23 protein-coding genes are annotated in these 26,151 nt (G+C 39.0%); 12 read left to right on the forward strand and 11 right to left on the reverse strand.

Features of this window, described 5'->3' with window-relative positions; genetic code table 11:
• Window positions 1-11: 11 nt before the first annotated feature.
• Together C9J40_RS10825 and sstT are read left to right on the forward strand one after the other, a co-directional pair.
• Entirely contained in the window at window positions 12-1,706 is a 1,695-nt protein-coding gene (locus tag C9J40_RS10825) for a BatD family protein (RefSeq protein WP_107246820.1), read from the forward strand.
• A gap of 367 nt (window positions 1,707-2,073) precedes the next feature.
• Window positions 2,074-3,315 carry a serine/threonine transporter SstT gene (gene sstT / locus C9J40_RS10830; RefSeq protein WP_107207005.1) on the forward strand — a complete coding sequence of 414 codons (1,242 nt, stop codon included), beginning with the start codon at window positions 2,074-2,076 and terminating at the stop codon, window positions 3,313-3,315.
• A 118-nt stretch (window positions 3,316-3,433) separates the two neighbouring features.
• On the opposite strand, the gene C9J40_RS10835 is transcribed toward sstT, so the two are convergent.
• Window positions 3,434-3,757, reverse strand: a complete 324-nt coding sequence (locus C9J40_RS10835; protein WP_107246821.1) for a hypothetical protein — start codon at window positions 3,755-3,757, stop codon at window positions 3,434-3,436.
• A gap of 313 nt (window positions 3,758-4,070) precedes the next feature.
• Here C9J40_RS10835 and C9J40_RS10840 point away from each other — a divergent pair, with 313 nt between their 5' ends.
• Window positions 4,071-4,385: a hypothetical protein gene (locus tag C9J40_RS10840; protein ID WP_105061871.1), complete on the forward strand. Its 315-nt coding sequence runs from the start codon at window positions 4,071-4,073 to the stop codon at window positions 4,383-4,385.
• Window positions 4,386-4,594: 209 nt separating this feature from the next.
• Entirely contained in the window at window positions 4,595-5,767 is a 1,173-nt protein-coding gene (locus C9J40_RS10845) for a cation:proton antiporter (RefSeq protein WP_107246823.1), read from the forward strand.
• Window positions 5,768-5,824: 57 nt separating this feature from the next.
• On the opposite strand, the gene C9J40_RS10850 is transcribed toward C9J40_RS10845, so the two are convergent.
• Both C9J40_RS10850 and C9J40_RS10855 read right to left on the reverse strand, forming a co-directional pair.
• Window positions 5,825-7,048 (reverse strand): HlyD family secretion protein, encoded by a 1,224-nt coding sequence (locus C9J40_RS10850; protein WP_107246824.1) that lies wholly within the window; start codon window positions 7,046-7,048, stop codon window positions 5,825-5,827.
• Window positions 7,041-7,412 (reverse strand): MFS transporter, encoded by a 372-nt coding sequence (locus C9J40_RS10855; RefSeq protein WP_107246826.1) that lies wholly within the window; start codon window positions 7,410-7,412, stop codon window positions 7,041-7,043. Before C9J40_RS10855 ends, C9J40_RS10850 begins: the two co-directional genes overlap by 8 nt.
• 170 nt (window positions 7,413-7,582) lie before the next feature.
• Here C9J40_RS10855 and C9J40_RS10860 point away from each other — a divergent pair, with 170 nt between their 5' ends.
• Window positions 7,583-8,596 (forward strand): AraC family transcriptional regulator, encoded by a 1,014-nt coding sequence (locus C9J40_RS10860; protein WP_107246827.1) that lies wholly within the window; start codon window positions 7,583-7,585, stop codon window positions 8,594-8,596.
• Window positions 8,597-8,663: 67 nt separating this feature from the next.
• Here C9J40_RS10860 and C9J40_RS10865 read toward each other — a convergent pair whose 3' ends face one another.
• A complete protein-coding gene (locus tag C9J40_RS10865; RefSeq protein ID WP_107207010.1) occupies window positions 8,664-9,017 on the reverse strand; it encodes a hypothetical protein in 354 nt (117 codons plus the stop codon).
• A gap of 410 nt (window positions 9,018-9,427) precedes the next feature.
• On the opposite strand from C9J40_RS10865, the gene C9J40_RS10875 reads away from it, so the two are divergent.
• The 4 genes from C9J40_RS10875 (at window position 9,428) to C9J40_RS10890 (ending at window position 14,091) form a co-directional block, all read left to right on the forward strand.
• Window positions 9,428-10,471 (forward strand): GMP reductase, encoded by a 1,044-nt coding sequence (locus C9J40_RS10875; RefSeq protein WP_107207012.1) that lies wholly within the window; start codon window positions 9,428-9,430, stop codon window positions 10,469-10,471.
• A gap of 149 nt (window positions 10,472-10,620) precedes the next feature.
• Window positions 10,621-11,310 carry a TnsA endonuclease N-terminal domain-containing protein gene (locus C9J40_RS10880; RefSeq protein WP_107246829.1) on the forward strand — a complete coding sequence of 230 codons (690 nt, stop codon included), beginning with the start codon at window positions 10,621-10,623 and terminating at the stop codon, window positions 11,308-11,310.
• Window positions 11,303-13,114 carry a Mu transposase C-terminal domain-containing protein gene (locus C9J40_RS10885; RefSeq protein WP_107246830.1) on the forward strand — a complete coding sequence of 604 codons (1,812 nt, stop codon included), beginning with the start codon at window positions 11,303-11,305 and terminating at the stop codon, window positions 13,112-13,114. The genes C9J40_RS10880 and C9J40_RS10885 overlap by 8 nt, the downstream gene beginning before the upstream one ends.
• A gap of 11 nt (window positions 13,115-13,125) precedes the next feature.
• Window positions 13,126-14,091 carry a TniB family NTP-binding protein gene (locus tag C9J40_RS10890; protein ID WP_107246832.1) on the forward strand — a complete coding sequence of 322 codons (966 nt, stop codon included), beginning with the start codon at window positions 13,126-13,128 and terminating at the stop codon, window positions 14,089-14,091.
• A 473-nt stretch (window positions 14,092-14,564) separates the two neighbouring features.
• Here the strand turns inward: C9J40_RS10890 and C9J40_RS10895 are convergent, their stop codons facing one another.
• From C9J40_RS10895 to C9J40_RS10910, 3 genes are all read right to left on the reverse strand, one after another.
• Complete coding sequence (locus C9J40_RS10895; RefSeq protein ID WP_107246834.1) at window positions 14,565-15,149, reverse strand: hypothetical protein; 585 nt, start codon at window positions 15,147-15,149, stop codon at window positions 14,565-14,567.
• A 221-nt stretch (window positions 15,150-15,370) separates the two neighbouring features.
• On the reverse strand, window positions 15,371-16,756 hold the full coding sequence (locus C9J40_RS10905) for a DEAD/DEAH box helicase (RefSeq protein WP_107246835.1): 1,386 nt from the start codon (window positions 16,754-16,756) through the stop codon (window positions 15,371-15,373).
• Window positions 16,750-17,307 (reverse strand): hypothetical protein, encoded by a 558-nt coding sequence (locus C9J40_RS10910; protein ID WP_107246837.1) that lies wholly within the window; start codon window positions 17,305-17,307, stop codon window positions 16,750-16,752. The genes C9J40_RS10905 and C9J40_RS10910 overlap by 7 nt, the downstream gene beginning before the upstream one ends.
• A 94-nt stretch (window positions 17,308-17,401) precedes the next feature.
• Between C9J40_RS10910 and C9J40_RS10915 the strand changes: the two genes are divergently transcribed.
• Entirely contained in the window at window positions 17,402-17,608 is a 207-nt protein-coding gene (locus C9J40_RS10915) for a helix-turn-helix domain-containing protein (protein WP_107246887.1), read from the forward strand.
• Between the two features lie 374 nt (window positions 17,609-17,982).
• Here C9J40_RS10915 and cas6f read toward each other — a convergent pair whose 3' ends face one another.
• From cas6f to C9J40_RS10935, 4 genes are read right to left on the reverse strand one after another with little or no spacing between them, the layout of a single operon-like run.
• The gene (gene cas6f, locus C9J40_RS10920; protein WP_107246838.1) at window positions 17,983-18,582 is read right to left on the reverse strand and encodes a type I-F CRISPR-associated endoribonuclease Cas6/Csy4; all 600 of its coding nucleotides are present in this window, start codon (window positions 18,580-18,582) and stop codon (window positions 17,983-17,985) included.
• A gap of 2 nt (window positions 18,583-18,584) precedes the next feature.
• Window positions 18,585-19,643: a type I-F CRISPR-associated protein Csy3 gene (gene csy3, locus C9J40_RS10925; RefSeq protein ID WP_107246840.1), complete on the reverse strand. Its 1,059-nt coding sequence runs from the start codon at window positions 19,641-19,643 to the stop codon at window positions 18,585-18,587.
• Window positions 19,615-21,537 (reverse strand): type I-F CRISPR-associated protein Csy2, encoded by a 1,923-nt coding sequence (locus tag C9J40_RS10930; RefSeq protein ID WP_107246842.1) that lies wholly within the window; start codon window positions 21,535-21,537, stop codon window positions 19,615-19,617. The genes csy3 and C9J40_RS10930 overlap by 29 nt, the downstream gene beginning before the upstream one ends.
• Entirely contained in the window at window positions 21,538-22,722 is a 1,185-nt protein-coding gene (locus C9J40_RS10935; RefSeq protein WP_107246843.1) for a TniQ family protein, read from the reverse strand.
• Window positions 22,723-22,791: 69 nt separating this feature from the next.
• Between C9J40_RS10935 and C9J40_RS10940 the strand changes: the two genes are divergently transcribed.
• Together C9J40_RS10940 and C9J40_RS10945 are read left to right on the forward strand one after the other, a co-directional pair.
• Window positions 22,792-23,715, forward strand: a complete 924-nt coding sequence (locus C9J40_RS10940) for a WYL domain-containing protein (protein WP_233220314.1) — start codon at window positions 22,792-22,794, stop codon at window positions 23,713-23,715.
• 53 nt (window positions 23,716-23,768) lie between these two features.
• On the forward strand, window positions 23,769-26,150 hold the full coding sequence (locus C9J40_RS10945; RefSeq protein ID WP_107246845.1) for a class I SAM-dependent DNA methyltransferase: 2,382 nt from the start codon (window positions 23,769-23,771) through the stop codon (window positions 26,148-26,150).
• Window position 26,151 lies beyond the last annotated feature (1 nt).

Below are 26,151 nucleotides of genomic sequence, written 5' to 3' on the forward strand. Positions count from 1 at the left end.
TGAATAGATTTATGAATAAATTATTTTTTGGCAAAAAAGTAACGACACCATTGTTGTACATTGCTTTGTTTTTCAGTGCGCTACTATCAACCCAAGTGATGGCGGCACAAGCGGAAGCAACAGTGTCTAAAAATATTGTTGGTGTTAATGAGGTTTTCCAATTAACGGTTGCTGTCGATGATAGTGTGAATACCAATTCACTTGATCTTGCGCCATTAAGTCCTGATTTTGCTTATGGTCGTCCTAGCGTAAGTAGCGGGACTTCGATGATTAATGGGGTTATCTCACGTAATACTAGTTGGACAGTAGCACTAGCTGCAACCAAGGTTGGCACTCTTACTATCCCTGCGTTTCAAATTGGTAGCTCAAAAACCGAACCAATTACGATTACTGTTTTAAAAAGCAGTAAACAAACACAGGCAGCCAATGCGAAGCAATCATCTATTTCCATTGAAGGTATTAACGATAAATCAACCATCTATGTGGGCGAATCAATTAATTATCGGGTGCGTATCTTAATTGGCGAGCAAATGGATCAAGCGACTTTAGCACCACCTTATGGTGATGGACTAACAGCAACGCAAGTTGGGCAAGATGCTCAAAACGAAGTTGTTCAAAATGGACGTCGCTATATTGTGATCACCCGCAATTACCAGATCACAGCAGATAAGCCAGGGAATATTACCTTACATGGTGCGAAATTCAGCGGTAGCGTGATTAAAGGGAGTCGTGGCTTCGGCTCAACATTAACAGTGCCAGTGGATAAAACAGCAAAAAATATTGAACTAACAATTAAAGCAAAACCAAGTAACTATAAAGGTTTATGGCTACCAACCTCTGATTTGCAACTCAATCAGGTATGGCAACCATCGGTCAATGGTAAAACAACCGTAGATGCAAAAGTAGGCGAGCCTATTACACGTATTTTAACCTTACGTATTAAAAATATTGCCCAAAGTAATATGCCGAATATCAGCTTAACGTATCCAACATCGGTAAGAAGTTATGATGAGAAACCTGAATATTCAGAAGGGAATGGCTATACAACAATGACGTTAAAGCAAGTCATCATTCCTCGTGAAACAGGCACGATTGAATTACCTGCGGTTAGCATTAATTGGTGGAATACCCAGCAAGAAAAGCAGCAAACCACAAAAGTTGATGGATTAACATTAAATGTAACGGTCGATCCCAATGCAGGCAATACAATTACGCCACCAGCATTAACAACCCCATCCGTTGTTACGCCTCAACATAGCGCTAATACTAACAATGCGGGTAATAATGTAGCACAACATGACTACTGGCAATGGGCGACAGCAGTATTTGCCTTACTTTGGTTAATAACACTAGGACTATTAATTAAAGCCCGTAAAGCGCAGCCTGCATCACATACCGAAATCGTGCTTCAATCAGGAACGACGAATGTAGAGCAAGCGTTGAAAGAAGCCATTACCAAACGTGAAACTGTACAAATTCAAACTTACTACCAACAATGGAAACAGCAGCAGCGTGAGAAACTCTCTGCCAATCCAGATCTAGCAGAACAATTAGATAATGCTGTCGCTGAAATTATGGCATCAACTTACAGCCAAGATCGCCAGCAATGGAATGATAAACGTATTATGCAATTGCTTAATCAAGCACAGCAACTGAAAGCAACTGCATCACGTGCATCATCTCTCTCAGACTTAGATCCTAAATAAATATATAAATTTAATAGCGACCTCAAAAACCTCTGTGGCAGATATAAATGCTGTAGCAGAGGTTTTATTTTCTTACATATTAAAGCATTTAATTCTTTCTGTTTTTTTGCCTTTTCATCACGATTGGCATAACCACACAACATCCATTAACACACATTATACATTCACTGTCATTTATCGTTATCAAACAAGCTATTTGTATGCCGATTCACCATGTTTTGATAAAAAAATGTTAAATATAACGTTATATTAATGTTGGTTAAAACCTTATAAAAAGATAACTGGCTATTTCAAACAGATCCTGTTAAAAAATGTTTCAGAAGCAAAATAAAAAGCTATTCACAGAATATAAAATGCAGGATGTTATATGAGTCAATCACAACCTTTTTTAGCCAGAGTGGCCAATGGTAGTTTAGTTATACAAATTATGGTCGGTATTGTTGCTGGTGTATTACTTGCAATACTATCACCATCATCAGCGATGAGTGTGAGTTTTCTTGGGGGGTTATTTGTTGCAGCGCTAAAAGCCGTTGCCCCTATTCTTGTTTTCATTTTGGTTGCTTCATCTATTGCCAACCAAAAGAAAGGCACTCATACCAACATGAAGCCAATTATCGTGTTGTATTTATTTGGCACCTTAATGGCGGCATTTACTGCTGTCGCGATGAGCTTTCTTTTCCCGACCACTTTAACGCTTGTTGCTAGTTCTAACTCAATTGCACCACCGGAAGGTATCGCAGAAGTCATTAGTTCCCTGCTATTTAAGATTGTTGATAATCCAGTTCATGCACTTATGAACGGTAACTTTATTGGGATTTTGGCATGGGCTATAGCGCTTGGTTTTGCGCTTCACCAAGCAAGCGATGCAACGAAACAAGTTTTCCATGATATGTCGAATGGCGTTACACTCATTGTTCGCTTTATTATTCGTTTAGCACCTATCGGTATTTTTGGCTTAGTCTCTGAAACCTTTGCTAAAACAGGCTTTGCAGCATTGGCGGGATACGCCCACTTATTAGGTGTACTATTAGGCTCAATGGCAATTCTTGCTTTTGTTATTAACCCAATCATTGTTTACGTAAAAACAGCTGAAAACCCTTACCCACTTGTTTTCCGTTGTGTACGTGAAAGTGGTATTACCGCTTTCTTCACTCGTAGCTCTGCCGCTAACATCCCAGTAAATATGAAACTTTGTAAAGATCTTAACCTGCATGAAGATACTTACTCTGTGTCTATCCCACTGGGCGCTACCATCAATATGGGGGGAGCGGCAATCACTATTACTGTATTAACCCTTGCAGCCGTTCATACCTTAGGTATTGAAGTCGATTTAGCAACAGCCGTTTTACTGAGTGTTGTTGCTGCGGTTTCGGCTTGTGGTGCATCAGGTGTCGCCGGTGGTTCACTACTGTTGATCCCTTTAGCTTCAAGCTTATTTGGTATCCCTAGTGAAGTAGCTATGCAGGTTGTTGCTGTTGGCTTTATTATTGGTGTGATTCAAGATTCAGCAGAAACGGCACTCAACAGTTCAACGGATGTGGTATTTACCGCTGCAGCATGTCGAGCAGCAGAGCGAAAAGAAGCGAAGGCGAAATTACAAAACTCATAATTACGACTTATATACTTAACCCAAATTATGGGTAAAAAAAGCGGCGATATCATTCTATTTATATAGATAATGATATCGCCGCTTTTTTATCACTATACTTAACTTAGTTATGCTTAACTTAATAAACGTTCGTTGCTTTACGTATCGCATTCGATGACTTATTAATGACCCCATTCACGACTTTACGCTTTTGGTTGCGTACTTTTTTTTCAACACGCTTTTCTACATAAGTACCATCTTGAATTTCACTGATAGCACGTTGTGTATTATCAACTTTATTCTGGCCATTGCGTATCGAGTTCTGCGTTCCATGAATTGTATTTTGTACTTTATCTATAGAGTTATCGACACGATTTAACCCTTGAATTAGAGAATCGGCATGGGCCGTTGAGAGAGTCAATAAAGCAACCACTGGGATTAAAGTAAGGTAACGCTTACACATTCATATATTCCTTTAACATATTGAATTTATTGCACCTATCAATAGTAGCAACAGAGATTAAAATTTCAGACTAAAATGAAATAATAAAAAAAATCGACTATTGATTATTCCTGAAATGGATATCCCCTCCTTTCATATGGCTTTAAAATCAGTGAGTTATACGTTAATAATTGGTTACATTTTAATAAGTAGAACTGATGATAATGATAGATTTTTTAGTTGGTAACACCTTGTCTTTGCCCGATAAAATCTTCTGACAGCGACAGACGTTTACCAACGTCCTAGCATATTTTAGAACAGAGGGAGACAAGTCATGGCGCAGTATTCTTCCCATGCCGATATCTATACAATTGCAAGATCAGCCTTAACCAAAGCCAGTAAAAAGCTGGCCGATGATGGTTTTGACACCGATCTTTATTGTATCGATGGTCGTATTCGTTTGGTGATTGATAACAATCGACATCAACCTTATGAATACGCATTACAGCTCCATAAAAACACTGATAATGAACAAATTCATCTTGAGGTAATGATTAAAAACAATCAACAATCGTATTTAGTTGATGGGCTGTCTGAGCCTGAATTGATTGCCGATATTTTATCGCAATACAAACGGTATCGCGCTTAATAGTATCAATAAACATAGATAACTAAGCGTTATCTATGTTTATTTCTCGTTATCTCTTCGCTATTTATCACGTTACACACCCGCTTTTACCTATTCCTAATTTCTTGTCGCAAAAACATTCAACCCAATTTTTTTGCAACCACTATGCTTTTATCATTGCCTTCTGCAATCAACTACGCATGCTGCGTTTCATAGCTAGGTAGGTGTCGATGGTTGATAGTATCAATACCATGATTTTCGAGCTTTGCGCGATTGTGATTAGCGCTGCGGGCTTAGGGAGTTTGTTCCTCTTTGCCAAGCAACCGATCATCATCGCGTACATCGTTGCGGGTATTATTATTGGTCCTTATGGGCTCGGCATGATCAATAATGCTGAAGCGATGACCCAAATGGGGCATATTGGTGTCATTTTATTACTTTTTTTACTTGGCCTAAACTTACAACCTCAACGCTTGCTGCGTCTGTTTAAAGAAAGTGCGCTTATCACGCTTTGTTGCAGTCTATTCTTCTTCATTTGCACATTGCTTTTTGCATTAATGATCCAACTTCCTCTCAAAGATGCCATTATCACAGCTGCCGCAATGATGTTTTCTAGTACCGTTATTGGCCTTAAGTTAATTCCTACCACAACGCTTCACCACCAGAAAATGGGAGAAATAATGACCAGTATCTTGTTAATTCAAGATATTTTAGCCATTACTGTTTTACTACTGCTCAATATCGATACCGAGCAGCGTATCGACCTTGCTATCGTTTTGATATTCGCCAAGCTTCTCATTGTGATTGTAAGTGCATACTTCGCCGTTAAGCTCATGCTGCTTCCGCTAATGAAAAAGTTTGATGTTATTCAAGAATACAGTTTTGTCGCAACCCTAGCGTGGTGTTTCTGTTGGGCTGAAATCAGCCATCGTATTGGTCTATCGTACGAAACAGGAGCGTTTATCGCGGGTACATTGTTAGCCGTTAGCCCCATTTCCAATGTTATTTCTATTCACTTGAAACCATTGCGAGAGTTTTTTTTAATCCTGTTCTTTTTCGCTATTGGTGCGAACATTAACTTACTGGCCAGCGATATTTATACTTTATGGGGGATTTTATTTGGTGTAGTACTGATTCGTCTAAAGGCATGGGGATTTTATCGCGCTCTTATCATTTCAAACACAGAAGCTCCTATCAACAAAGAGTTGAGTGCAAGATTAAGCCAAGCCAGCGAGTTTTCTTTATTGCTCGCTTACACTGCCGTCGCTAATGGATTAATTTCAGAACAAGGAAAGACATTTATTCAGATCGTAACATTAACAACTTTCATTCTTTCAACCTATTGGATAGTGAGTCGTTACCCAACCCCTATATCGAATGTTAATACGTTACGCCAAGACTAAAAAAGCCAGCTTCTTTATAATAAGAGAGCTGGCTTATTATATATTGTAAGTGATTACCTACATTGACCACACATAGAATAGCTGAGACTTCATTCGAATGATGATCCCACGTACCACATCTAAGAAACCTAAGAAGCTAATCGGCTTTTCTGCGCTGATCCAACCGATACCGACCGATCCGATAGGAATATCATAACCTTCCGTTTCAAGTACTTTCAGGCGGACGAAGTGATGTTTATTTGCCATATTCGCTCCCGTTGTTTGACGCACATTGGTTTCTCGACCAATCAAGTTACCTTGTGATTCACCCGTCGCTTCAACAATACCTTCCACTTCAGCGGTAAACACCTTTCCAGGGTAAACTGCCGTTGCAAATTCAGCCAGTTGTCCCACTTTTACATTACGGATAGCCTGATGGTTAACTCGCATTAATACGTATTTTTCGTCGGTATACATTTGCATACGAGGTACAGAGCCGACAAACTGCCCTTCACGCATAATAAAGTTTGTTACATAACCATCTGCAGGCGCATATACTTTAGTATGATCTAAATCCCATTGTGCTTTTGCTACATTTTCATGCTGTGTATCAACATCAACTTCACGGCTATTCACGGCTAAACGTGACTTTTCTAATGCCAACTTCGCTTTCTTCACTGATATTTTTGCTTTTTCAATTTGTGAAGCAAGCATCACCTTTTGTGACTTAGCAACTTCTACAGCTGTCCGTTGCTCATCTAATTTACTTTGCGTAATCGTATGTTGTACGACTTTATTTTGCTTAATATAGCGATTCAGCATTGCTTGTTTTAATTTATAATCTTCATTCGCGGCAACAAGCTGGTTTTGCGCGATCTCAATATCTTTATCTGCGGCGTGATAACTCGCTTGGGCCATATCAACATCTTCTTTAGCAATATCTAAAGCCACTTCTGCTGATGCTAAACTTGCTTGGGCTTTATTAAGCGCAATACGATAGGGTTCCGTATCAAGCTCATACACTAAATCCCCTTCTTTCACCTGACTATTTGGTGTAACGTGAATAGCCTTAACATGGCCATTAATTGTTGTTGCTGCAGGCCTTAACTGAATATGGGGTGACTGTACTAGTGAGCCTCCAGATAAATCCATCGGTGCGAACGTAATTAACCCGTACCATACAAACACTAGCCAACTACCACCGCCAATATACGCAAAAGCCTTAGTAAACTTATTCCATGGCATACCCACCAAACGAAGCAGATAAATAAATAGCGCCCATACTGCTAAACCTTCAAGCATTCGTCTGCTCCTCTTTTGTTGGTGGCGCTAAAGATGAATCATTATCTACACTATTGGTTTTTGTATTAGGACTATCGCCATGCCAGATATCACGTAATCGCTTCAGTGCTTGCTCTCCATCAACGAACGCAATAATCACGGCAAGAACCCATACCCAATGCCAGATAAAGCCTATCCAAGTTAATGCTGTAATTAATCCTATTTGGTGATGTTGACTACTTGATGCTTTATGAATAGGTAGTTCATGTAGTTTCCAAAAACCAATGCCAATAGCTGCAATCGTGCCAATCAAGACAACACCTGCAACAATATGTAATACCGTATCTATGTTCGTGCCAGTGAAAGGCATACTAAATAAACTCATTAAATTCTCCGGTCATTTAGTCATTATTCTTATTTAACGGATTAGCGTTATTAATTGAGTTCATTGTGAGTAATTTTTTGTATTGAGAAACAAAAGTAGATTGAAAACATCATTTATAGCTATTATTTGATATATTCTATCCATTAGATACTTTTTGTCGGTCTGCTAACATGTTAGATATTGCTTTTATAAGAACCTTATTTATCAAGCCTCTTAATAGTGCACTCATAAAGCATTACGACCTTTCATTCAGCCACCTTGAAGTGCCAGATTTATTGCTTAAAGAAAGCATGTCGCTGCTCCCTTTTAATGATTATTTGGCTTGGTTAGAACGTATTGAACAACTCACCGATGACTCCGCTTATATGGTAAAGCTAGCTAAAGAGATAACATTTGAACAAATGGGAGGATTAGGAGAATGGTATTTAAGTTGCCCCGATTTGCCATTAGCACTGAGACGAATCAACTATGGCTTATCATGCTTGCAAAGTGGTGCGTCATACCACAGCGAACTCTCGGGCAATATCTTAAAATGGACTTATCACAACCCTTACTCTAAAGGACGAGGAGGGCTGCATGATAATTTGCGGGTAGCTATCTTATTTGTTCAAACAATTCGTGAGTATTTGGGTGACGACTTCACTCCATTAAAGATCCAACTAAATACCACTGAAACCCACAACTCAGCTATCAATGATTATTTTCAATGCCCTATTCGCTGGAACGCACATTCAACCCAAGTTTGGCTGCCTATGTCAGTATTAGAGCATGTCGATAATCGTGTGCTTAAATTCAAAAAACCCATGTTAATGTCAAATTTACAACTTGATGATTTTTTAAACATGCCACAACCGACTGATACCGCAAAATTAATGTTTGAGTTGATCAATTATTCACGCTACTACCAGTACCCTAATCTCGATTTTATTGCACAACGTTTAGACTTATCAAAGCAACAGCTGCAACGACGATTGCACCGCTTTGGCTGGACATTCACCGATACCACTAACTATGTATTATGTAACATTGCAATAAAGTACATGCAACGCGGGCTGCCCATAACAGAGATCGCGGCGAATTTAAGTTATAAAAATGTCCAAAGCTTTAACAAAGCCTTTCAAAGAAATCGAGGGGTAACGCCAATACAATATCAGCAGCGTTTACTAGAAAAACAAAAATCATAAATAGCAGATACAAAAAAGCGTTAAATAACTCAGTTATTTAACGCTTTTTTCAATTTTAATCATTAATTTAAGCGACAGCTTGTGCAGTTATATCCGTACCATCGGCTGTAACGTTAATCACTTTATCTCGGATTGTCGACATCAACACGATAGGCCCCATCATATTGACACGCAACGGTGTTCCGCCTAAACCATAGTGTATTTCAGAAGAATCAGATGATGAGTAGTTATATTTGTAGTTAAATTTATCGCACGCCATATGCAACAAATCAAAATCTTTACGATGACAAGAAATATAAGCACGCCAATACATTGCATCAATGATCTCTTCAGGCTGCTCTGCCCGAATGATGAAACGCCAACTTCCATCTTCCCCGTAAAAATCGAGAGGAAAAATTTTCCTTACCTTTCTTTTCTTCAACAAATTAAACCTTCCCACAACCCTTCGTAGAAAAAGATAGCTTTACAAACTGGCCACCTTTTAAGAATAGCTTCTCATTTTAAAGATACGAATTATTTCAAATTTTATTTTTATCAGTACAAACTACGCAGGAAATTATGCAAGGATTTACCAAGAATGGAAGCGAAAAGTTTATAAAAAGTATTACTTTGATAGTAAATCAGGCTAGTTTTATCTTCATTTATCGTCACAAATACACATTTATTTACATTTATAGGCTTGTTTTTGAAAATTTGCTTCCTATAATGTTGAAAACCGGAGCGTCTGACAACGCTCCGGTTTTTTTGTGCCTGCTCACTAGGCGAAAATGTTTACCTGCCAGTAACGATTTCGTTGAGCAGCATTCGATAAGATAAGTTTAAGGAATAACCATGCGTATCGAACAAGACTTGAAATTGGGCTTTAAAGATGTACTGTTTCGTCCAAAACGTTCAACCTTAAAAAGTCGCTCTCAAGTTGAATTAACCCGCGATTTTACATTCAAACATAGTGGTCGTCAATGGTCTGGCGTACCCATTATTGCTGCAAACATGGACTCTGTTGGTAGCTTTGAAATGGTTAAATCCTTATCAAAACACAATGTGATGACAGCAGTTCATAAACACTATACGGTAGAGCAATGGGCTGACTTTATTAACAGCAACGACGCCTCTGTTCTGAATAATGCCATGGTTTCTACTGGCACTTCTGACGCTGATTTCCAAAAAACCAAAGACATCATGGCTATGACAGATGATTTAATCTTCATTTGTATTGATATTGCTAATGGTTACTCTGAACACCTTGTTGAGTATGTTGAAAAAGTACGTGCGGCATTCCCAGATAAAGTGATCAGTGCTGGTAACGTTGTAACAGGTGATATGGTTGAAGAGCTGATTCTTGCAGGTGCTGATATTGTTAAAGTGGGTATTGGCCCAGGTTCAGTATGTACAACACGTGTGAAAACGGGTGTCGGCTACCCTCAACTATCCGCTATTATTGAGTGCGCAGATGCTGCGCACGGCCTAGGTGGCCGTATCATTGGTGACGGTGGTTGTTCATGTGCTGGCGACGTATCAAAAGCATTTGGTGGCGGTGCTGATTTCGTTATGCTTGGTGGTATGTTAGCGGCGCACGATGAAAGCGGCGGCGAACTTATCGAGCAAGATGGCAAAACATTTATGAAGTTCTACGGTATGTCTAGCCAAAGTGCAATGGACAAGCACTCAGGTGGCGTGGCGAAATACCGTGCAGCAGAAGGTAAAACTGTACTGCTTCCTTACCGTGGCCCTGTTGAAAATACAATCCAAGATATTATGGGTGGTGTTCGCTCAACATGTACTTATGTCGGTGCTGCGCAGCTTAAAGAGCTAACTAAGCGTACGACATTTATTCGAGTACAAGAGCAAGAAAACAACGTTTACGGTAAAGAGTAATTTATTGATTTTATATTTAAAATGTTGATACAACCATAAAGTGATAATTACCATCATAACTTGATAATAATCACAACCATAAATTGATATTGCCTCTTCATGGTCTAAACTTTAGTAAGTTTACGACATTTCTGTGAAGAGGCAATTTTATGTCCTCCCTACTAACCCTCTCGGCAACTACTATTTCCGCTTTAGAACATGCTTTTGATACACCAGCTCGAAACCTAAAGAAATCTCGTGGTAAAAATATTCATCGTTTTGCCAGCGCAAAGATGGGAAAGAGGATCACTGTAGAATCTTCTCTAGAATGCGATGCTTGTTATCATTTTGATTTTGAGCCCAGTATTGTTCGTTTTTGTGCTCAACCAATTCGACTCACATATTTTATCAATGGGAAGTGTCACACCTATGTTCCTGACTTTCTCGTTCAGTTTGATACCCATGAGTTTGTTCTATACGAAGTGAAAACAGATTATGCCAAAAATAAATCTGATTTTGGCTTTGAATGGGAAGCAAAAGTCCAAGCTGCATCTGATTTAGGACTAGAATTAGAACTTATTGGAGAGAGCGATATTAGGAATAAGGTTATATTAAATAACCTCAAACTCATGCATCGATATGCTTCAAGAGATGGTTTGAACAATATACAAAAGACTTTATTAAGCATCTTAAAGCAGAATGGCTCTCTGTCTGCGAAGTCATTAGGGGAATATTTGGGCCTAAAAGGTCGAACAATTTTACCAATTCTATGCGATTTACTATCAAGGTGTTTACTCGAGACGCACTTAGATCAGCCGCTTTCTCTTGAATCTCAATTTGAGTTGGGTAGTTATGCCTAAGAAAAGTTTCTCGAGTTTTCATAAAAAGTCAGTATCTTCACAAGCTAAGTTAACATCAAGTGAATCTGTCTTTGAAACTGAGAATTTGGATAGTATTACGTATCAGGATATATCTGCATATCCCGAAAAAATTGCGGCAGAAATTAGTTTCCGGCTATGCATTCTTCGCTTTTTAGCTCAGAATTGTGACAAGCTTGTTCCCAAATCAATAGAACCACGTCGCGCAGAGCTACAACGTAACCATAAAAGAAAAATACCCAGTGCAATTACCATTTATAGATGGTGGCTTGCTTTTCGAAAATCAGACTACAACCCCACTAGTTTAGCCCCTGATTTCAAGAGTAGAGGTAATAGAGAAGCAAAAGTTCCAACACTTGTTGATGCCATTATAGAACAAGCAATTGAAAGTGTTATCTCTGGGCGAAAAATCAATATTAACTCTGCATATAAACGTGTTCGGCGCAAAATTCGTCAATATAATTTAAATCACGGAACGAATTATGATTACGCAACATATGAAGCTATAAGGAAACGGGTAAAAAAAATAACTCCCTACGAGCGATTAGAAGCCAAAAAAGGTGAGCGAATAGCCAAGAGAGAATTTCGTCGAATGGGCAAAAAGATCCTTACGTCTAATGTACTAGAGAGAGTTGAAATAGATCATACTGTAGTTGATCTATTTGCTGTACATAAAGAACATAGAATTCCAATAGGACGACCTTGGCTGACTCAGTTAGTTGATTGTTACAGCAAAGCCGTAATTGGCTTTTATTTAGGTTTTGAGCCCCCTAGTTATGTCTCGGTTTCATTGGCGCTCAAGAACGCAATACAACGCAAAGATGAATTAGTTTCTTCTTACGAATCGATTGAAAATGATTGGTTATGTTATGGGATTCCTGATTTACTTGTGACTGATAATGGTAAAGAGTTTTTGTCAAAAGCGTTTGATAAAGCATGTGAATCACTGTTGATAAATGTACATCAAAATAAAGTCGAGACGCCCGATAATAAACCGAATATTGAACGTAACTACGGTACTATCAATACTTGTCTGTTAGATGACTTACCAGGGAAAGCTTTCAGCCAATACCTTCAGAGAGAAGGCTACGATTCAGTGAAAGAAGCGACTCTTACACTCGATGAAATTAAAGAAATTTACTTGATTTGGTTAGTAGATATTTATCATATAAAACCGAATAAGAGAGGAACTAATTGTCCGAATATTGCTTGGAAAAGGGGCTGTGAAGAATGGGAGCCCGAAGAGTTTTCTGGGACAAAAGATGAGTTAGACTTCAAATTCGCTATTGTCGACCATAAGAAACTTAACAAAGTTGGTATCACTGTTTATGACGATCTTGAGTATAGCAGCGAACGTTTAGCCGAGTATCGAGGGCGGAGAGGAAATCATAAAGTTCAATTCAAATATAACCCTGAATGTATGGCTACTATTTGGGTATTGGATCAAGATGAAAATGAATATTTCACCGTTCCTGCTATTGATTATAAATATGCAAGTGGCGTATCTCTCTGGCAGCACAAGTACAATATGAAGCATAAAGCAAAACTATATTCTGCAGACTATGATGAAAACAAAGAAATTGATAGTGAATTAAAGATTGAAAAAATTGCTGACCAATCTATTGTTAAGACAAAAAAAATCACAGCTCGGCGTCGCGTTGCAAGACACCAAGAAAACAGCGCTAGAGCCAAATCCGTAAGCGCAACTAAGCCTGTACCTAAAGAAGCACATGAAGTAGATACTGTCATTGCTGATGATGGTGATTGGGATATCGATTATGTTTGAGGATTTATAAGTTGGATAACTCTCGAGAAATTCGTGTATCAAAAGCAAAAAAAGCATTTGTATCTACTCCAAGTGTTACACAAATTTTGCGTTATATGGATAGGTGCAGAGACTTTTCAGACTTAGACTCAGAGCCAACTTGTATGATGGTTTTTGGTGCATCGGGCGTTGGAAAAACGACCGTGATCAAAAAATATCTCAGTAATAACAAACGAGATTCTGAAATTCGGGGCGATATAATTCCGGTCTTACATATCGAATTGCCAGGTAATGCGAAGCCAGTAGATGCAGCAAGAGAGTTGTTGCTGGAAATGGGTGAACCACTAGCGCTTTATGATACAGATCTAACTAGGTTGACAAAAAAACTTACGGATTTAATACGTTCTGTTGGCGTTAGGTTGATTATTATCGATGAGTTTCAGCATTTAATTGAAGAAAAATCAAACCGGATTCTCACAGAAGTAGTTAACTGGCTAAAAATGATACTCAATAAAACGAATTGTCCAGTTGTTCTTTTTGGCATGCCATATTCAAAGCTTGTACTAGGAGCAAAATCACAACTTCATGGACGATTCTCCATTCAGTTTGAACTACGCCCCTTCAGTTACGAGGGGGGTACAGGTACATTTCAAAAGTTTTTGATGCATCTTGATAAAGCTTTACCTTTTGAAAAGCAGGCTGGTTTAGCCAACGAAAGTTTGCAGAAAAAATTATATGCGTTCTCTCAAGGAAATATGCGTTCATTGAGAAACCTCATTTATCAAGCATCTATTGAAGCAATTGATAAGCAGCATACTACTATCACCGAAGAAGATTTAGTTTTTGCATCAAGGTTGACCTCAGGTGATAAACCTCTTACCTGGAAGAACCCTTTTGATAAGGATATTAAAATAACGAAAGATATGTTGCAGCCGCCACCAACAAATATTGGATGGGAAGACTATTCGAGATACCAAGCAAAAAAAATTCGAAATTAAAAGAAAAACTATTTCGATTAACACCCACAGATTAATCAAAGTTAAACAATATCAAACCTGAATCGTTGTGGTTATAGTAACTGAGACTAAACAGACCATTTGAAGTGATCAACTAAAGTTCTCAAAAACGTCCCATTATCTTAATGCCAATTAAACAACCTCATCGCTAGAGCGAAACTTCACTTAGTTTTAATCATGTCATTATTATCGAGGCTTATCAGAACCTTTTACGCCAATAACTCTAGTTATGTTGCTGTCGTTGGACAACAAAGATCGAAACTCACTTTTGGACAAAAACTGCTTAGATTATTTGCTCTATTTCAGCTAGAAGGTATTAGGAAAAGTAAGGGTAATGCTCGACTTCTTTTCAGCATCACCCTTTATGATATTTTCAGCATTTACTTACATAAAGTCGCTTGGGCTGGTCCAACACTTCGGACAGCTGTTAACAGCGCAACACATATCCTTATTTGCTATATTTCTATTGCACGACTCTCTAGAAACTTAATGAATTTCACAACCTCATTATCAGTAAAGTCCAGATCATGTACTAAATCGTAATCTGAGATTAAATCTGCAATATCCTTTGCGAGTTTCGGTTTACTAGGCATAAAACCAAGATCATCTTTCAACCTTTTATATAGAGTATTCTTATCTGACTTAGGTTCAAAGATCGCATTGTATATTTGGTGCTGCTCTAGTCCCATAGTTTCTGCCAACAACTCGGACAATAGTTCTGGTGGATATGAGGCTTCTAAATCTTCACTAAATGGGAAAATATCATCGCCTTTTAATAAACCTTTACTCACATGCTCTTTCAATCCCCAATAGTTAGCTTCATTGAGGTTATCAGGCTTACCATCAACATCTACTTGGATGAGTACTTGATACCCTTTACTCTGATACTCTTGAATTAATAGCCTAATTACATTGTATTTTTTGTTTGATTCGCAATCATAGCTTTTAACTTCTACATTATGTAGCAAGTAAGAATCGCGAATTAGCAGTCGAGAAACGAACGCAGCTTCAGAAGTGAAGTGGTCACTAAAATTGTCCATGGTTTTAGATTTTCCCAATACATTAGCACAGACTAATGGGGACTGAGTTAGCTGTAATTGCCAATGGTGTAACGAGTTATATTCTCTCTTGCTTCGCTAAAACTACAATAACCCAATACTGGTATCCATTCTGACTTTTAACTTCTTCAAACCGCTCCATCGGGCTATTCCTACAATCACTCTGGGCTTACATTCATATGTTACATTTGGTGGTCTAAGAGCTAAGATAGCATTCTAAATGCTTCAATTACCCTTTGTTTAAAATGATTTAGTGTGACATCAGTACTCTCGTAAGTATTTAAGTTAGAAGATGCTAGTTCAGACTGGTTGCTTTCCCAAAGTAGCTTTTGCTCAAGGATTACGGGGATTTCCTGCTTTAAAAAAGGAGAGTTTTTCTCGTTCGTTAGAACGTCGCTATAACCATAAAGCTCTTGTTTGGCCTTGATATACATACAAGTTTCAGGGATATCATTTTCAATTTCCTCTGCAAATCGATTCAAGTTTGGCTCTGCGAATGTATAGAACCAAGCCTCTTGATTTGCACATGATGTCGTTCGAAGGATACGTCCAAGAATTTGTCTGAAGTAAAGTTCCGTTTTCACATTGCTTAGGTGACAACATACCTGAAGACGCGGTATATCAGTGCCTTCACTTACCATCCCAACACTCACAATCCATTCAGTATTACCTGTTCTAAATTGATTTATTAAATCTGGAGCATTTTGCTCTCTGTAGGTAACTATATTTGTTGTCTGCTTGAAATCTTCTCTCAGGATTCTATCTATATATTTTGCATGTTCTACAGATGAAGCGACAATCAACCCTCCAGCCTTTTTGTTGACTATTCTTATTTTTTGTAAACGACCAACCGCTTCGCTCAAAATATGAGTAAGAGCATCGTCATTTCGTATTACCATCGAATAGCTAACTTTACCTTTCTCAATTAATTCGCTTATTGAGCGATAGCTGATGCTAGTTTCTAGAGTTGAAACTACTGAGTGATAACAATCAACTAGGACGATTTTCGGCTGGCGACATACTTTATCCTGTACAGCCTTAGCTAGTGGGTATTGATAATCGCAAACTATTTCACCTTCAGGATCAGTATATGAGGCCAAGGTAACTGGTGTAAGATTAGATCTCCATGGTGTACCCGTTAATGCAAGAGTGAATTTGGCGGCGGCCTGAACTTCTTTGAGTAGGCTTAGTCCCCATGAATTACTGTTATCGTGGTTATCCCCACCGCAATGGTGTATTTCATCAAAGACACAAAAAACACGGTATTTCGCTAATGATGACCAAAACGTAGGCGGCAAGAATCGCATCGACTGATACGTAATTGAACATCCAACAGAGCCAATTTTTCCATCAAACTCACAGTCCAGAACCGATGAAAAAGCCTCTTTGATACTATCTGAAATTTCTTTTGATGGTGAAAAACAGACAACAAGATCGATTAAATTTTTTTCGAATAATCTCTTCGCAAGATGACCAGCCATTAGCGTTTTTCCTGCTCCAGGTGTCGCTTGTGTGAGGAAATGTTGGCTGCCGCTAGCAAACTTATTCACAGCGATTTCTATACAATCATTCTGCCATGGCCTTAGCATGTTGATGCCTCTTTATTTCTAAGGAGATCCAACACGCCACTTCTAACATTTAGTTTAGCCATAAGTGTTGCTGCCTTTTGTGTTGTTTCGGAATATAACGGACGGATCAATGAGCTTAGTTCATCAGATCTTCTCATTAGACCTTTGTATTCTTCTATTTCAGCCAAAGTGACAGTTAGTTCAGCCTCAATATCTTTTCTTTCCTTTTCTAGTTCAGTAGATATTAAAGAACGGCCATTGTCATCCTGTTGTTTATTAGCAATATAAGTTTCTCCATAAGTTCGTTTATCAATGAGTTTAAAATCGGTTTTATAGAAAAGATCGGTTTTAGCGAATACTTTTTTTCGTCCAGTTCCTTTGCTGATAATTAAGCCCGCTTCTAAAAGTGATTGAAGCTGCCTTGCTACAAACAAGCGAGCATTATTTTTATTACCGTATTTATTGGTGTTTGATTGAATGCTGTTCCTGATTTCGATAACACTAAAGTAATTTAGTGAAGGTAAACTCAGTATTTGATAAATGTCGCCGTTAATTCGATGCTGATTGTTCATTAATAATATCCAGATTACACTGATTTGCGGATTATAATCCGTGGCAATATTTGCATCAAGCGTAGATAGTTTTTCATTTTATGATTCAACTAAAATGAAAGACTTAGCGAAAAAATTTGGCAGCAACTTACGCAATAAACGCCGAGATAAAGGCGTATCCCAAGACCAACTAGCTTTGCAAGCAAACATTGACAGAAGTTACGTTGGGCGAATTGAGCGAGGAGAAGTGAACATCACACTCGAAAAAGCCTACCAATTAGCGCAGGTACTCGAGTGTGATGTTAAAGAACTTCTTCCGTAGTTATCTACTTATTCAGCAGTAAATTGTCCTTGTACTCGAATGAAGGTGGTACGTTTATTATCAACTACTTTTCAGTAGTAATAAGGATTATAGTCCTCACCTAAGATTAAAACAAACAGCCTTGTGGCTGTTTGGAAAGTAACAGTGTTGATGTTGTGGACGAGCTCTACCTACTCGGCAGTTCACGACTCCTTTTTAATGTGTATCAACATGGTAAAATTATCAGCTACCTACTCGGCAGTTCACTGTTACTAATAAAAGATTAGCTCATTATTTTCAATTAATTAAATGCTAAGAAGTGTTTTCACCCTTTTTCTTAGGATATATAAAATACTCCTAAAATTATATAGTTACCAAAGGCCTAAAAATAATGGTCAAATTAGAGGGACAGGTTGTAACGAGTTTTCTGAGTTTGATAGACCGTAGCTGCTAAAAATCGAGCCACCTTCAGGTTGTCGCTCCGAGATCATTCTAATATTAAGTCGAAAGTTACTGTTTGTCTTCTTGCTAAACTCCTCAAGAGAGTGGTAATGAGGTAGTACGACATGCTCATTTTGAATAAAAAATGATGGGACAAAAGATTCGCCTCTAGAGAGTGCTCGTTTTTCCAAACGTCTAATTTTCTTTGCCTGCCCTGCTGGTGTCGCTTTATCTATAGCTTGACAGCGCCTAAACGAAACGTATTTGCAATCTTCTGGAACAAGATCAGTTTTTGATATATGAAAATATTGAAGTTTTTCCATTTGAATAAAGTAATGCTGCTTAAGCAATAAGTCTAGCTCTATCCTACTTTTACTGATGAATGAAATCTTCTCACCGACCGTTTCCTCTCGCCAGAGGGGAAGTGACACACCAATATTTCTTGTCTCATATTGATAATTAAATCCATGTAGTACACGAAGGCACTTTGCTACAAGTAACTCATTGTTGCATCGCTCTGGAATAAAGGTGATTGTTTTGTAATACCATTTCATCTTTAATCTCCTTTGTGTTGGAACATTCCACCTTTAATCAAATTAGCCACCAAAAAGTGCATATCGTTGATAGTCTCTTTATCTAGAGCTTTATTAGCGCTTAACACTCCAATGTAATGCTCTGCTCGTTGCAGTATCGAAAAGAAGTCTTTTCCTGTGGATGGGTGACGGTAGCAAGTAACATCTTCACTATGAACACCAAATCTTCCAACGCGAATAGGTTCAGTTGCTCCCGGATACCAGTCATCAATGGTCGCAATGGCCGCCCCAGTTTTAAAAGCACCGAGTATAGGACTACGTTCACCATCAATAGTTGTCTTCTGAAAGACTCGGCTGTTTCGATAATTCGATCTGCTTTTACTGCTATTTTCTTTTTCCGTGAAAGCCTGGCTTGGCCGCACCATAGCATTGGTTGGCAAGTACAAGGTGGCCTTGACTTCAAATATAGCCAGCCCATTAGAGCTAGAAAAAGCGGTTTTGACCATTTCTATTATGGCCGACCAATCTTTATGACTTTCAAAGTCCTTTCGTGATATGTAGTTATTACGGATGTCTTCAAATTTAACCTTCTCTCCAGCCCATGGCCAAGGGGTTAGTTCAATGTTCCAGCAATAAGCTTGGCGGGTATTTTTCCATAGCCATGCTCCGCTGCATATATTAATCAAATATCGAGTTGCTAGTTCAGTCCAACCGATGTGAGTTTGGTAGAGATCAGTAAGTTGTATTAGCGTTTTTCTTACTAAACTTGAATTACACTTATACGGTTTGCGTAAGTCAGAAGAAAAAGAGACGGAAAAGCAGCATTCGACATGACTTGCTCCGAATGGAACATGACAGAAATCAACCTGATGAAGATTACCCTGCGCTAAAGCCTCTGCTGTAGCGCTTTCTTTGGGGGTTCCTGGTGAATCATAAGCTAATGATGCCGATTCCATTTGTCCGACTAGAGTGCGAGATGTATATGTTAAAGGTTTTTTTTTATCATCAGGCCAAACGACGAAAAAGCAGACGTCTGATGGGTTGATAGAACGCTCATAGGCTAGACTCGTCGGTAGTTTCATCGTTGATACTCCTTGGTTGCACCACTAGGAAGTTTTGATGGCTCTTTAGTGACCATAAAATGGTATTGGCATCGATGGTTTGATTCAAAGTAATTAGTTTAATTAGTCCAACGATAGACTCAGCGAAAGCGTGTTTGTAACCTCTGAGAGAGTTAGGTTTATCTTTAGGCTCTTCTAACAAGTGATAACCTACACAACTTGCCATAAGCTGATGATCTTCTTTCAGGGCTGCTAATAGTTCGTCAACATCATTTATTGATTCAGTATAAAGTGATAACCATCTTCCTGTTTTAATAGGCAGAGATTGGATCGCTTTTTCTATGTCTGAGAATGAATTGATATATTTAAAATCGGCAATCGCAATCCTTGCTAAACCTCGAGCTAACCGCTTTGGTAGTGATTTAATTACTATAGATTGGTCAATACATTGAGCAACATTGGTATTCAAAACCAAACTAAATATTAAATCACACTGCCAGTCATCACGGGTTGCAGGAGCTGATATTATTCCATTGGCTTTTTCCACAAACTCAGCTGTTAAGCCTCGCTTTTCAACATGTAATTCGTGGACACATATTGCGAAGGATTCGACACGAAATGTGGAATTGAAACTATTCAATTTATGTTCGAATGCGTGGACAAATCCAAAAAAAGCAGAGAGTGACGGAATACCAACCGTTACCGGAGAGCTCGAAGCTGTTGCACCACAAACCCTAATATTCGGTAGGACTAAAAATGATCCATTAGTATGGTGCATGCCATCATTCTTTGAATCAAATAACTCTCTTTTTAAAAGTTCAGTAAAGAGTCTGGTCATTGCTGGATCGTAAGCAAAACGTTTGGTAGCAGCGATGCAAGATAAGTCATTATTCAAATGTTGGATAAGTATGTATAAATCAAGGGTACGGTCTTGCATTGCCAACCAAGATCTGACCATATCTTGAATCGCAGTTTTGTATCTTATTCGATTTGCATTTCGTGCATTTTCAGGCATAAGGCGTTTCTTGAGGCGCAGGTACTTTTTTAATGCTTGAACATGTTCTGGCGTTAACCAGTTTCGTTTACTGTTTAATCGATGATGAGGAGTAATGGAAAACTTAGCGTTAGATTTTAACATTCTGAATGCCCCACCACATGTCATCGCAGTAACCCCCATGTTAGTAGGCCGACTATACCGCGTCGTCGCAGTATACTGGTATTCACTTTGGAGCCCTTGATGAAAGTGACTTTGCATCGCTAAAGATGTAACTGGAGAGAGTGAAATATAGGATGAGTCGCCATCGGGGAGAGATATTTGAGTCAGGTAATTCGTTACAAGCGGAACATTAATAGTTGCATGAGCTATTGAGGCTAACTTTTTTGCTATTGCTTTGCGAGTTTTTTGATAGCAACCCAATTTCGATAAAGTTTTCCAAAGTGGATGCTCTTCATCTTTGAGAAGCTCAGCTAAGCATGATATCCCACCATTCCAACCAAACTCATTGGTAAGAAATGCACTCTTATTGACATATTTTGCATCATGGCAATATGACCAATGGAAGGGTTGGATTTTTGAGGATGAGAGTAAGAAACTGGGGATTTGGCCAAGTGTTTCGGCTCGAATAATACCTTTAGAACGTATATCTGGAAACTTGGGGTTGTGACTTTGTCTGTATTTAACGCAGTTAATGCAGCCAGCCCACCATTTTTCATCTCGAAGTTTTTGCTTGCATTTTGTTCGGTCAAGCAAGTCTTTTTGATCATTAGTCTTATCGGTTAAATTGACTAATATCGTCAATGCATCAAGTTCTTTCCCATCAATAGTAATATGCGGTGTGAGTGGTCGGAATGCGCACTTAAGTTCTTTCGTTAAGTCGTCAGGAGTTGATTCAATTAGCTCTTTCAGAGTTTGCATCTACCACCTTGACAAATAGAACGAACGGTTAAACTCGTCGGTTTGGAATTCCGCAAGCCAAAGACAGAAAATATCGCCGAAATGAAATAGATAATCGGTGACTTCAAGAGCGCTGTTGGGTTTGGTTTTTCGATTTGGTTTCAAGATACGTTGTTCAACCATCGATGCTATCTGATCGACGCTACAATTTAGCAATACAGTTGCCTCTAACGCGTTCATTTTAAGGTTCGCGATTAATCCCTTATCTTGCCATAATCGCTTTTCTAAGTGGCTAAGAAGCTCTCTTAGAACAATATTGTATTGAAGATTTCGTTCAGGTAGACGAATTGAACCGAAAAATAATTGGCCAATAAGATCCTTTAATCGCAATTCGGATGTGCTGACAACAGCGTGCTCAAGATTAAATTCAATTTCATCATCAATCATTGAATGAAATGAACTTGGCCAGTTTGAGAAAAAATAGATGAATGATAGATGATCGAAATTATTGTCATTAATGTGCATCCACCAATGAACTAAACCCCAACGATAGCTTTTTGGAAGATCAGGCAAAGTTTTAGACTCATTGCCGGCGAGCCAACTTGCAACCGTAAATGTTGCCTTATCACTATTCTCTTCGCTCTTTGAAATAATAGGCTCTTTGCAAGTGCTGCAAATTCCTTTTACCCCAGTGACTCGGTAGTCAAATTCTGCCCCACAAACACAGGAAAAGGTAAGAGGAATATTATGAATATGACATTGGTCATAACCCTTGAAATGCCAAAGGTAAGAGGCGTATCCATTTTCCTGAAGGCATAACGGACAACAAGGTAACGATTTACTACGCAGCAAACTACGAGGAAACACTTCCGCTTCCCTTATTACTGCACTTGTTGACGGTGAGTATTTTAAGTTTGTTCTGTTTATTGCTAATCCAAGTAATTCAGTTGGCTCATTAAATGTTAATTGCGCAAATTTTAACAATGAGGCGGTTCGGGAACTTGAACTGTTTTTAGCCGAACATGGGTTTATTTTTTCAATATCCGTAGGAAAGGTTTGATAACCTTGATGGTCAATGTCTTGAAGGAAGCGTTTGGTAGCCACAAGAAAGTAATGGGCATCATCATATCCATTTTTGTTAGCAACTCGTATAAAGAAACTTTCCAAGCTTTCATTGCTGTAAGGTTTAGGTCTTTGCAAAAACACGAGGCTATCTATCCTTGATGGTAATTGATATTGCTCTATATCAAAAAGATAGTATCAAAATGATTACTTGTGCAAGTTTATGATATAGAATCTTCTTATCAATATTCCACATTTATTCCTATGACGCACGAATCAATAGATAAACTCAATTACGCTCAGCGAGAACGTTTAGTATTCATCGATTTCTGCCTCGAATACTATGGGGTGGTTGCAAGAGCAGATCTAGTTCAACAATTTCAAACGGGGTTAGCTTCTTGTTCTAGAGATCTTACACTTTACAGGGAATTAGCACCAAATAATGCTGAGCTCGTACACCAAACCAAGCAGTATGTGCGTACAGATAGCTTCACCCCCCTATTTTCTCATGATGCTAATCAAGCATTGAATCAACTGATAAAAGGGCACGGAGCCTCTCTTCAAGGAAACGACTCTCAGGTATGCTTTGATGCTGTTCGATTGACGCAGCCGAAACAAAGTATTGTCGCAGCATTGATGCGAGCAATTCATAATAGTCAGGCTATCCAATGTCGCTACCACTCACTTTCCTCTGGCGCAGGTAATCGAACCATTGTTCCTCACGCCATCATAAACAATGGTCATCGTTGGCATGTCCGGGCATTTGATAGAAAGACGAACAGTTTTCGTGATTTTGTATGTAGTCGATTTACAAAAGTAGAGAATTCAGCAACACCACCTAAAACTAGTGAGTGTTCAAGTTTCGACGATGCTTGGAATACCATCATTAACCTTGAGATTGGCGCCCATCCTCAAATCAAGCATCCAAAGGCAATTGAACTTGATTATGAAATGACTCAAGGAAAACTAAAGATTGAAGTTCGTTCTGCTCTAGTGGGATACCTACTCACGCAGTGGAATGTGGACTGCTCGGAAAATGGCTCCTTGAACGCTGCACAATATCAGCTGCACTTAAAGAATACAGATGTGTTATCAGGTCTAGAAAGCATCGAGCTTTTTCCTGGTTTCAACCAATAAGATTAATACCGTCCACACGGTTAGGTGTGGGTAACAAAGAAATAGGATCCCAAATGGACCATTCAGTACATAATAAACTCGTTTCATTTATTTGGTCGATTGCCGACGATTGTCTTCGTGATGTTTATGTTCGTGGTAAATACCGCGATGTTATCTTGCCTATGGTGGTGTTACGCCGTCTGGATACGCTCTTAGAGCCATCAAAAGAAGCGGTATTGGAAGAAGTTAAATTCCAAAAAGAAGAGATGAATGAAACCGAGCTAGATGATGCTCCATTATGTGCTGCATCCGGTTATGTGTTCTACAACACCTCTAAGTGGACACTACAGACGCTATTCAACACTGCGACCAACAACCAACAGATTCTGCTAGCTAACTTTGAAGATTACCTCAACGGGTTTAGCGACAACGTAAAAGAGATTGTTGAGTGTTTTAACCTGAAAGCTCAAATCCGTCACATGGCAGCTAAAGACGTTCTGCTAGATGTGGTAGAGAAGTTTGTTTCGCCAAACATCAACCTAACGCCGACAGTAAAAGAAGACCCTGATGGTTACAAACTACCAGCACTAACCAACCTTGGTATGGGATATGTGTTTGAAGAGTTGATCCGCAAGTTTAATGAAGAGAACAATGAAGAAGCAGGTGAACACTTCACCCCTCGCGAAGTTATTGAGTTAATGACGCGTTTAGTTTTTGACCCTATCAAAGATAACTTGCCCCTTTCCATCACCGTGTATGACCCTGCATGTGGTAGTGGCGGTATGCTGACAGAAACACAAAACTTTGTTGAAGATAAATACCCTGCATCAAACCGTGATATTTACCTATTCGGTAAAGAGATCAACGATGAGACTTACGCCATCTGTAAGTCAGATATGATGATCAAAGGTAATAACCCAGAAAACATCCGTGTTGGCTCAACGCTTTCGACCGATGAATTCTCATCAGAGCGTTTCGATTTTATGCTCTCTAACCCACCTTACGGTAAGAGTTGGGCAAGTGAACAAAAGCACATCAAAGACGGTAAAGATGTCATTGATGGTCGCTTTAAAGTGACGCTAAAAGACTACTGGGGTGTTGAGTCAGAACAAGATGCAATCCCTCGCTCAAGTGATGGCCAGTTACTGTTTCTGATGGAAATGGTCACTAAAATGAAGTCCCCAAAAGTAAGTCCATTAGGTTCACGCATTGCGTCTGTTCACAATGGTTCAAGTTTGTTTACAGGTGATGCTGGTAGTGGTGAAAGTAATATTCGTCGCTTCATTATCGAAAATGACATGCTGGATGCGATAGTTCAGTTACCAAACAACCTGTTCTATAACACGGGTATTACCACCTATATCTGGCTGCTTAATAACAACAAACCTGAAAGCCGACAAGGTAAGGTGCAGCTGATTGATGCTAGCTTATTGTTCCGTAAATTACGCAAAAACTTGGGTAACAAAAACTGTGAGTTCTCACCAGAGCACATTGCAGACATTGTCTCGACCTATCTAGATAACCAATCCGTTGAACGAGCGATCGACGAGAAAGGCGATTCGGTGGGTATTGCTGCGCAAGTATTCAAGAATCAAGATTTTGGTTACTACAAAGTGAATATTGAACGCCCTGATCGCCGCAGTGCCCAATTCCGAACAGACCTAATTGAGCCGCTACGTTTTGAAAAATCACTGCGTGAAGTGATGGAGTACTTGTACGCCGAATATGGCGAGCAAGTCTATGACGCTGGTTTTGTTAAAGGGATTGAAAAAGAGATCATCAAGTGGTGTGAAGAAAACGATACTAGCTTAAACAAAGCAGCGAAAACCAAATTACTGGATACGAAAAACTGGATCAAACAACGAACACTTGTTAATGCGGCAAACCAATTACACAGCAAGATTGGTGACGACGTTTACAACGATTTTAATCAGTTCAAAGAGCGAGTAGACGCGGATCTGAAATCACTCAGCCTTAAGCTTTCCGCACCTGAAAAGAAAGCTATCTTGGATGCGGTAAGCTGGTATGACGAAAACGCAGAAAAAGTCATCAAGAAAGTCGCCAAGCTAAAGCAAGACAAGTTAGATGACTTGCTAGAAAACTACGAATGCGAGCTTCAAGACTTGCCAGATTTCGGTTACTACCCAACGGGCAACCACAACGAGTTTGTGACTTATGAATCAAGCTCAGATCTGCGTGACAGCGAATCTGTACCACTAGAACAGAGCATCTATCAATACTTCCTTGATGAAGTAAAGCTGCATGTGGATGAAGCTTGGGTGAACCTAGAATCCGTCAAGATTGGTTACGAAATCAGCTTTAACAAGTACTTCTATCGCCATAAGCCATTGCGCTCAATGGATGAGGTAGCTAAAGACATCATTGCGCTTGAGCAAAAAGCCGAAGGCTTAATTGCTGACATTTTGGGCATCTCTGTGGCTAAGGTTCAAGGGTAAG

The sequence above is a fragment of the Photobacterium sp. GB-72 genome (assembly GCF_003026095.1).
GTDB lineage: Bacteria > Pseudomonadota > Gammaproteobacteria > Enterobacterales > Vibrionaceae > Photobacterium.

Coding starts and splice junctions, on each gene's coding strand:
- cas6f (WP_107246838.1), bottom strand. CDS start 18,582: ATGAAATGGTATTACAAAACAATCACCTTTATTCCAGAGCGATGCAAC.
- C9J40_RS10825 (WP_107246820.1), top strand. CDS start 12: ATGAATAAATTATTTTTTGGCAAAAAAGTAACGACACCATTGTTGTAC.
- C9J40_RS10880 (WP_107246829.1), top strand. CDS start 10,621: ATGTCCTCCCTACTAACCCTCTCGGCAACTACTATTTCCGCTTTAGAA.
- csy3 (WP_107246840.1), bottom strand. CDS start 19,643: ATGAAACTACCGACGAGTCTAGCCTATGAGCGTTCTATCAACCCATCA.
- C9J40_RS10855 (WP_107246826.1), bottom strand. CDS start 7,412: ATGAGTTTATTTAGTATGCCTTTCACTGGCACGAACATAGATACGGTA.
- C9J40_RS10845 (WP_107246823.1), top strand. CDS start 4,595: ATGGTTGATAGTATCAATACCATGATTTTCGAGCTTTGCGCGATTGTG.
- C9J40_RS10840 (WP_105061871.1), top strand. CDS start 4,071: ATGGCGCAGTATTCTTCCCATGCCGATATCTATACAATTGCAAGATCA.
- C9J40_RS10850 (WP_107246824.1), bottom strand. CDS start 7,048: ATGCTTGAAGGTTTAGCAGTATGGGCGCTATTTATTTATCTGCTTCGT.
- C9J40_RS10930 (WP_107246842.1), bottom strand. CDS start 21,537: ATGCAAACTCTGAAAGAGCTAATTGAATCAACTCCTGACGACTTAACG.
- C9J40_RS10875 (WP_107207012.1), top strand. CDS start 9,428: ATGCGTATCGAACAAGACTTGAAATTGGGCTTTAAAGATGTACTGTTT.
- C9J40_RS10885 (WP_107246830.1), top strand. CDS start 11,303: ATGCCTAAGAAAAGTTTCTCGAGTTTTCATAAAAAGTCAGTATCTTCA.
- sstT (WP_107207005.1), top strand. CDS start 2,074: ATGAGTCAATCACAACCTTTTTTAGCCAGAGTGGCCAATGGTAGTTTA.
- C9J40_RS10895 (WP_107246834.1), bottom strand. CDS start 15,149: ATGGACAATTTTAGTGACCACTTCACTTCTGAAGCTGCGTTCGTTTCT.
- C9J40_RS10910 (WP_107246837.1), bottom strand. CDS start 17,307: ATGAACAATCAGCATCGAATTAACGGCGACATTTATCAAATACTGAGT.
- C9J40_RS10915 (WP_107246887.1), top strand. CDS start 17,402: ATGAAAGACTTAGCGAAAAAATTTGGCAGCAACTTACGCAATAAACGC.
- C9J40_RS10860 (WP_107246827.1), top strand. CDS start 7,583: ATGTTAGATATTGCTTTTATAAGAACCTTATTTATCAAGCCTCTTAAT.
- C9J40_RS10945 (WP_107246845.1), top strand. CDS start 23,769: ATGGACCATTCAGTACATAATAAACTCGTTTCATTTATTTGGTCGATT.
- C9J40_RS10835 (WP_107246821.1), bottom strand. CDS start 3,757: ATGTGTAAGCGTTACCTTACTTTAATCCCAGTGGTTGCTTTATTGACT.
- C9J40_RS10905 (WP_107246835.1), bottom strand. CDS start 16,756: ATGCTAAGGCCATGGCAGAATGATTGTATAGAAATCGCTGTGAATAAG.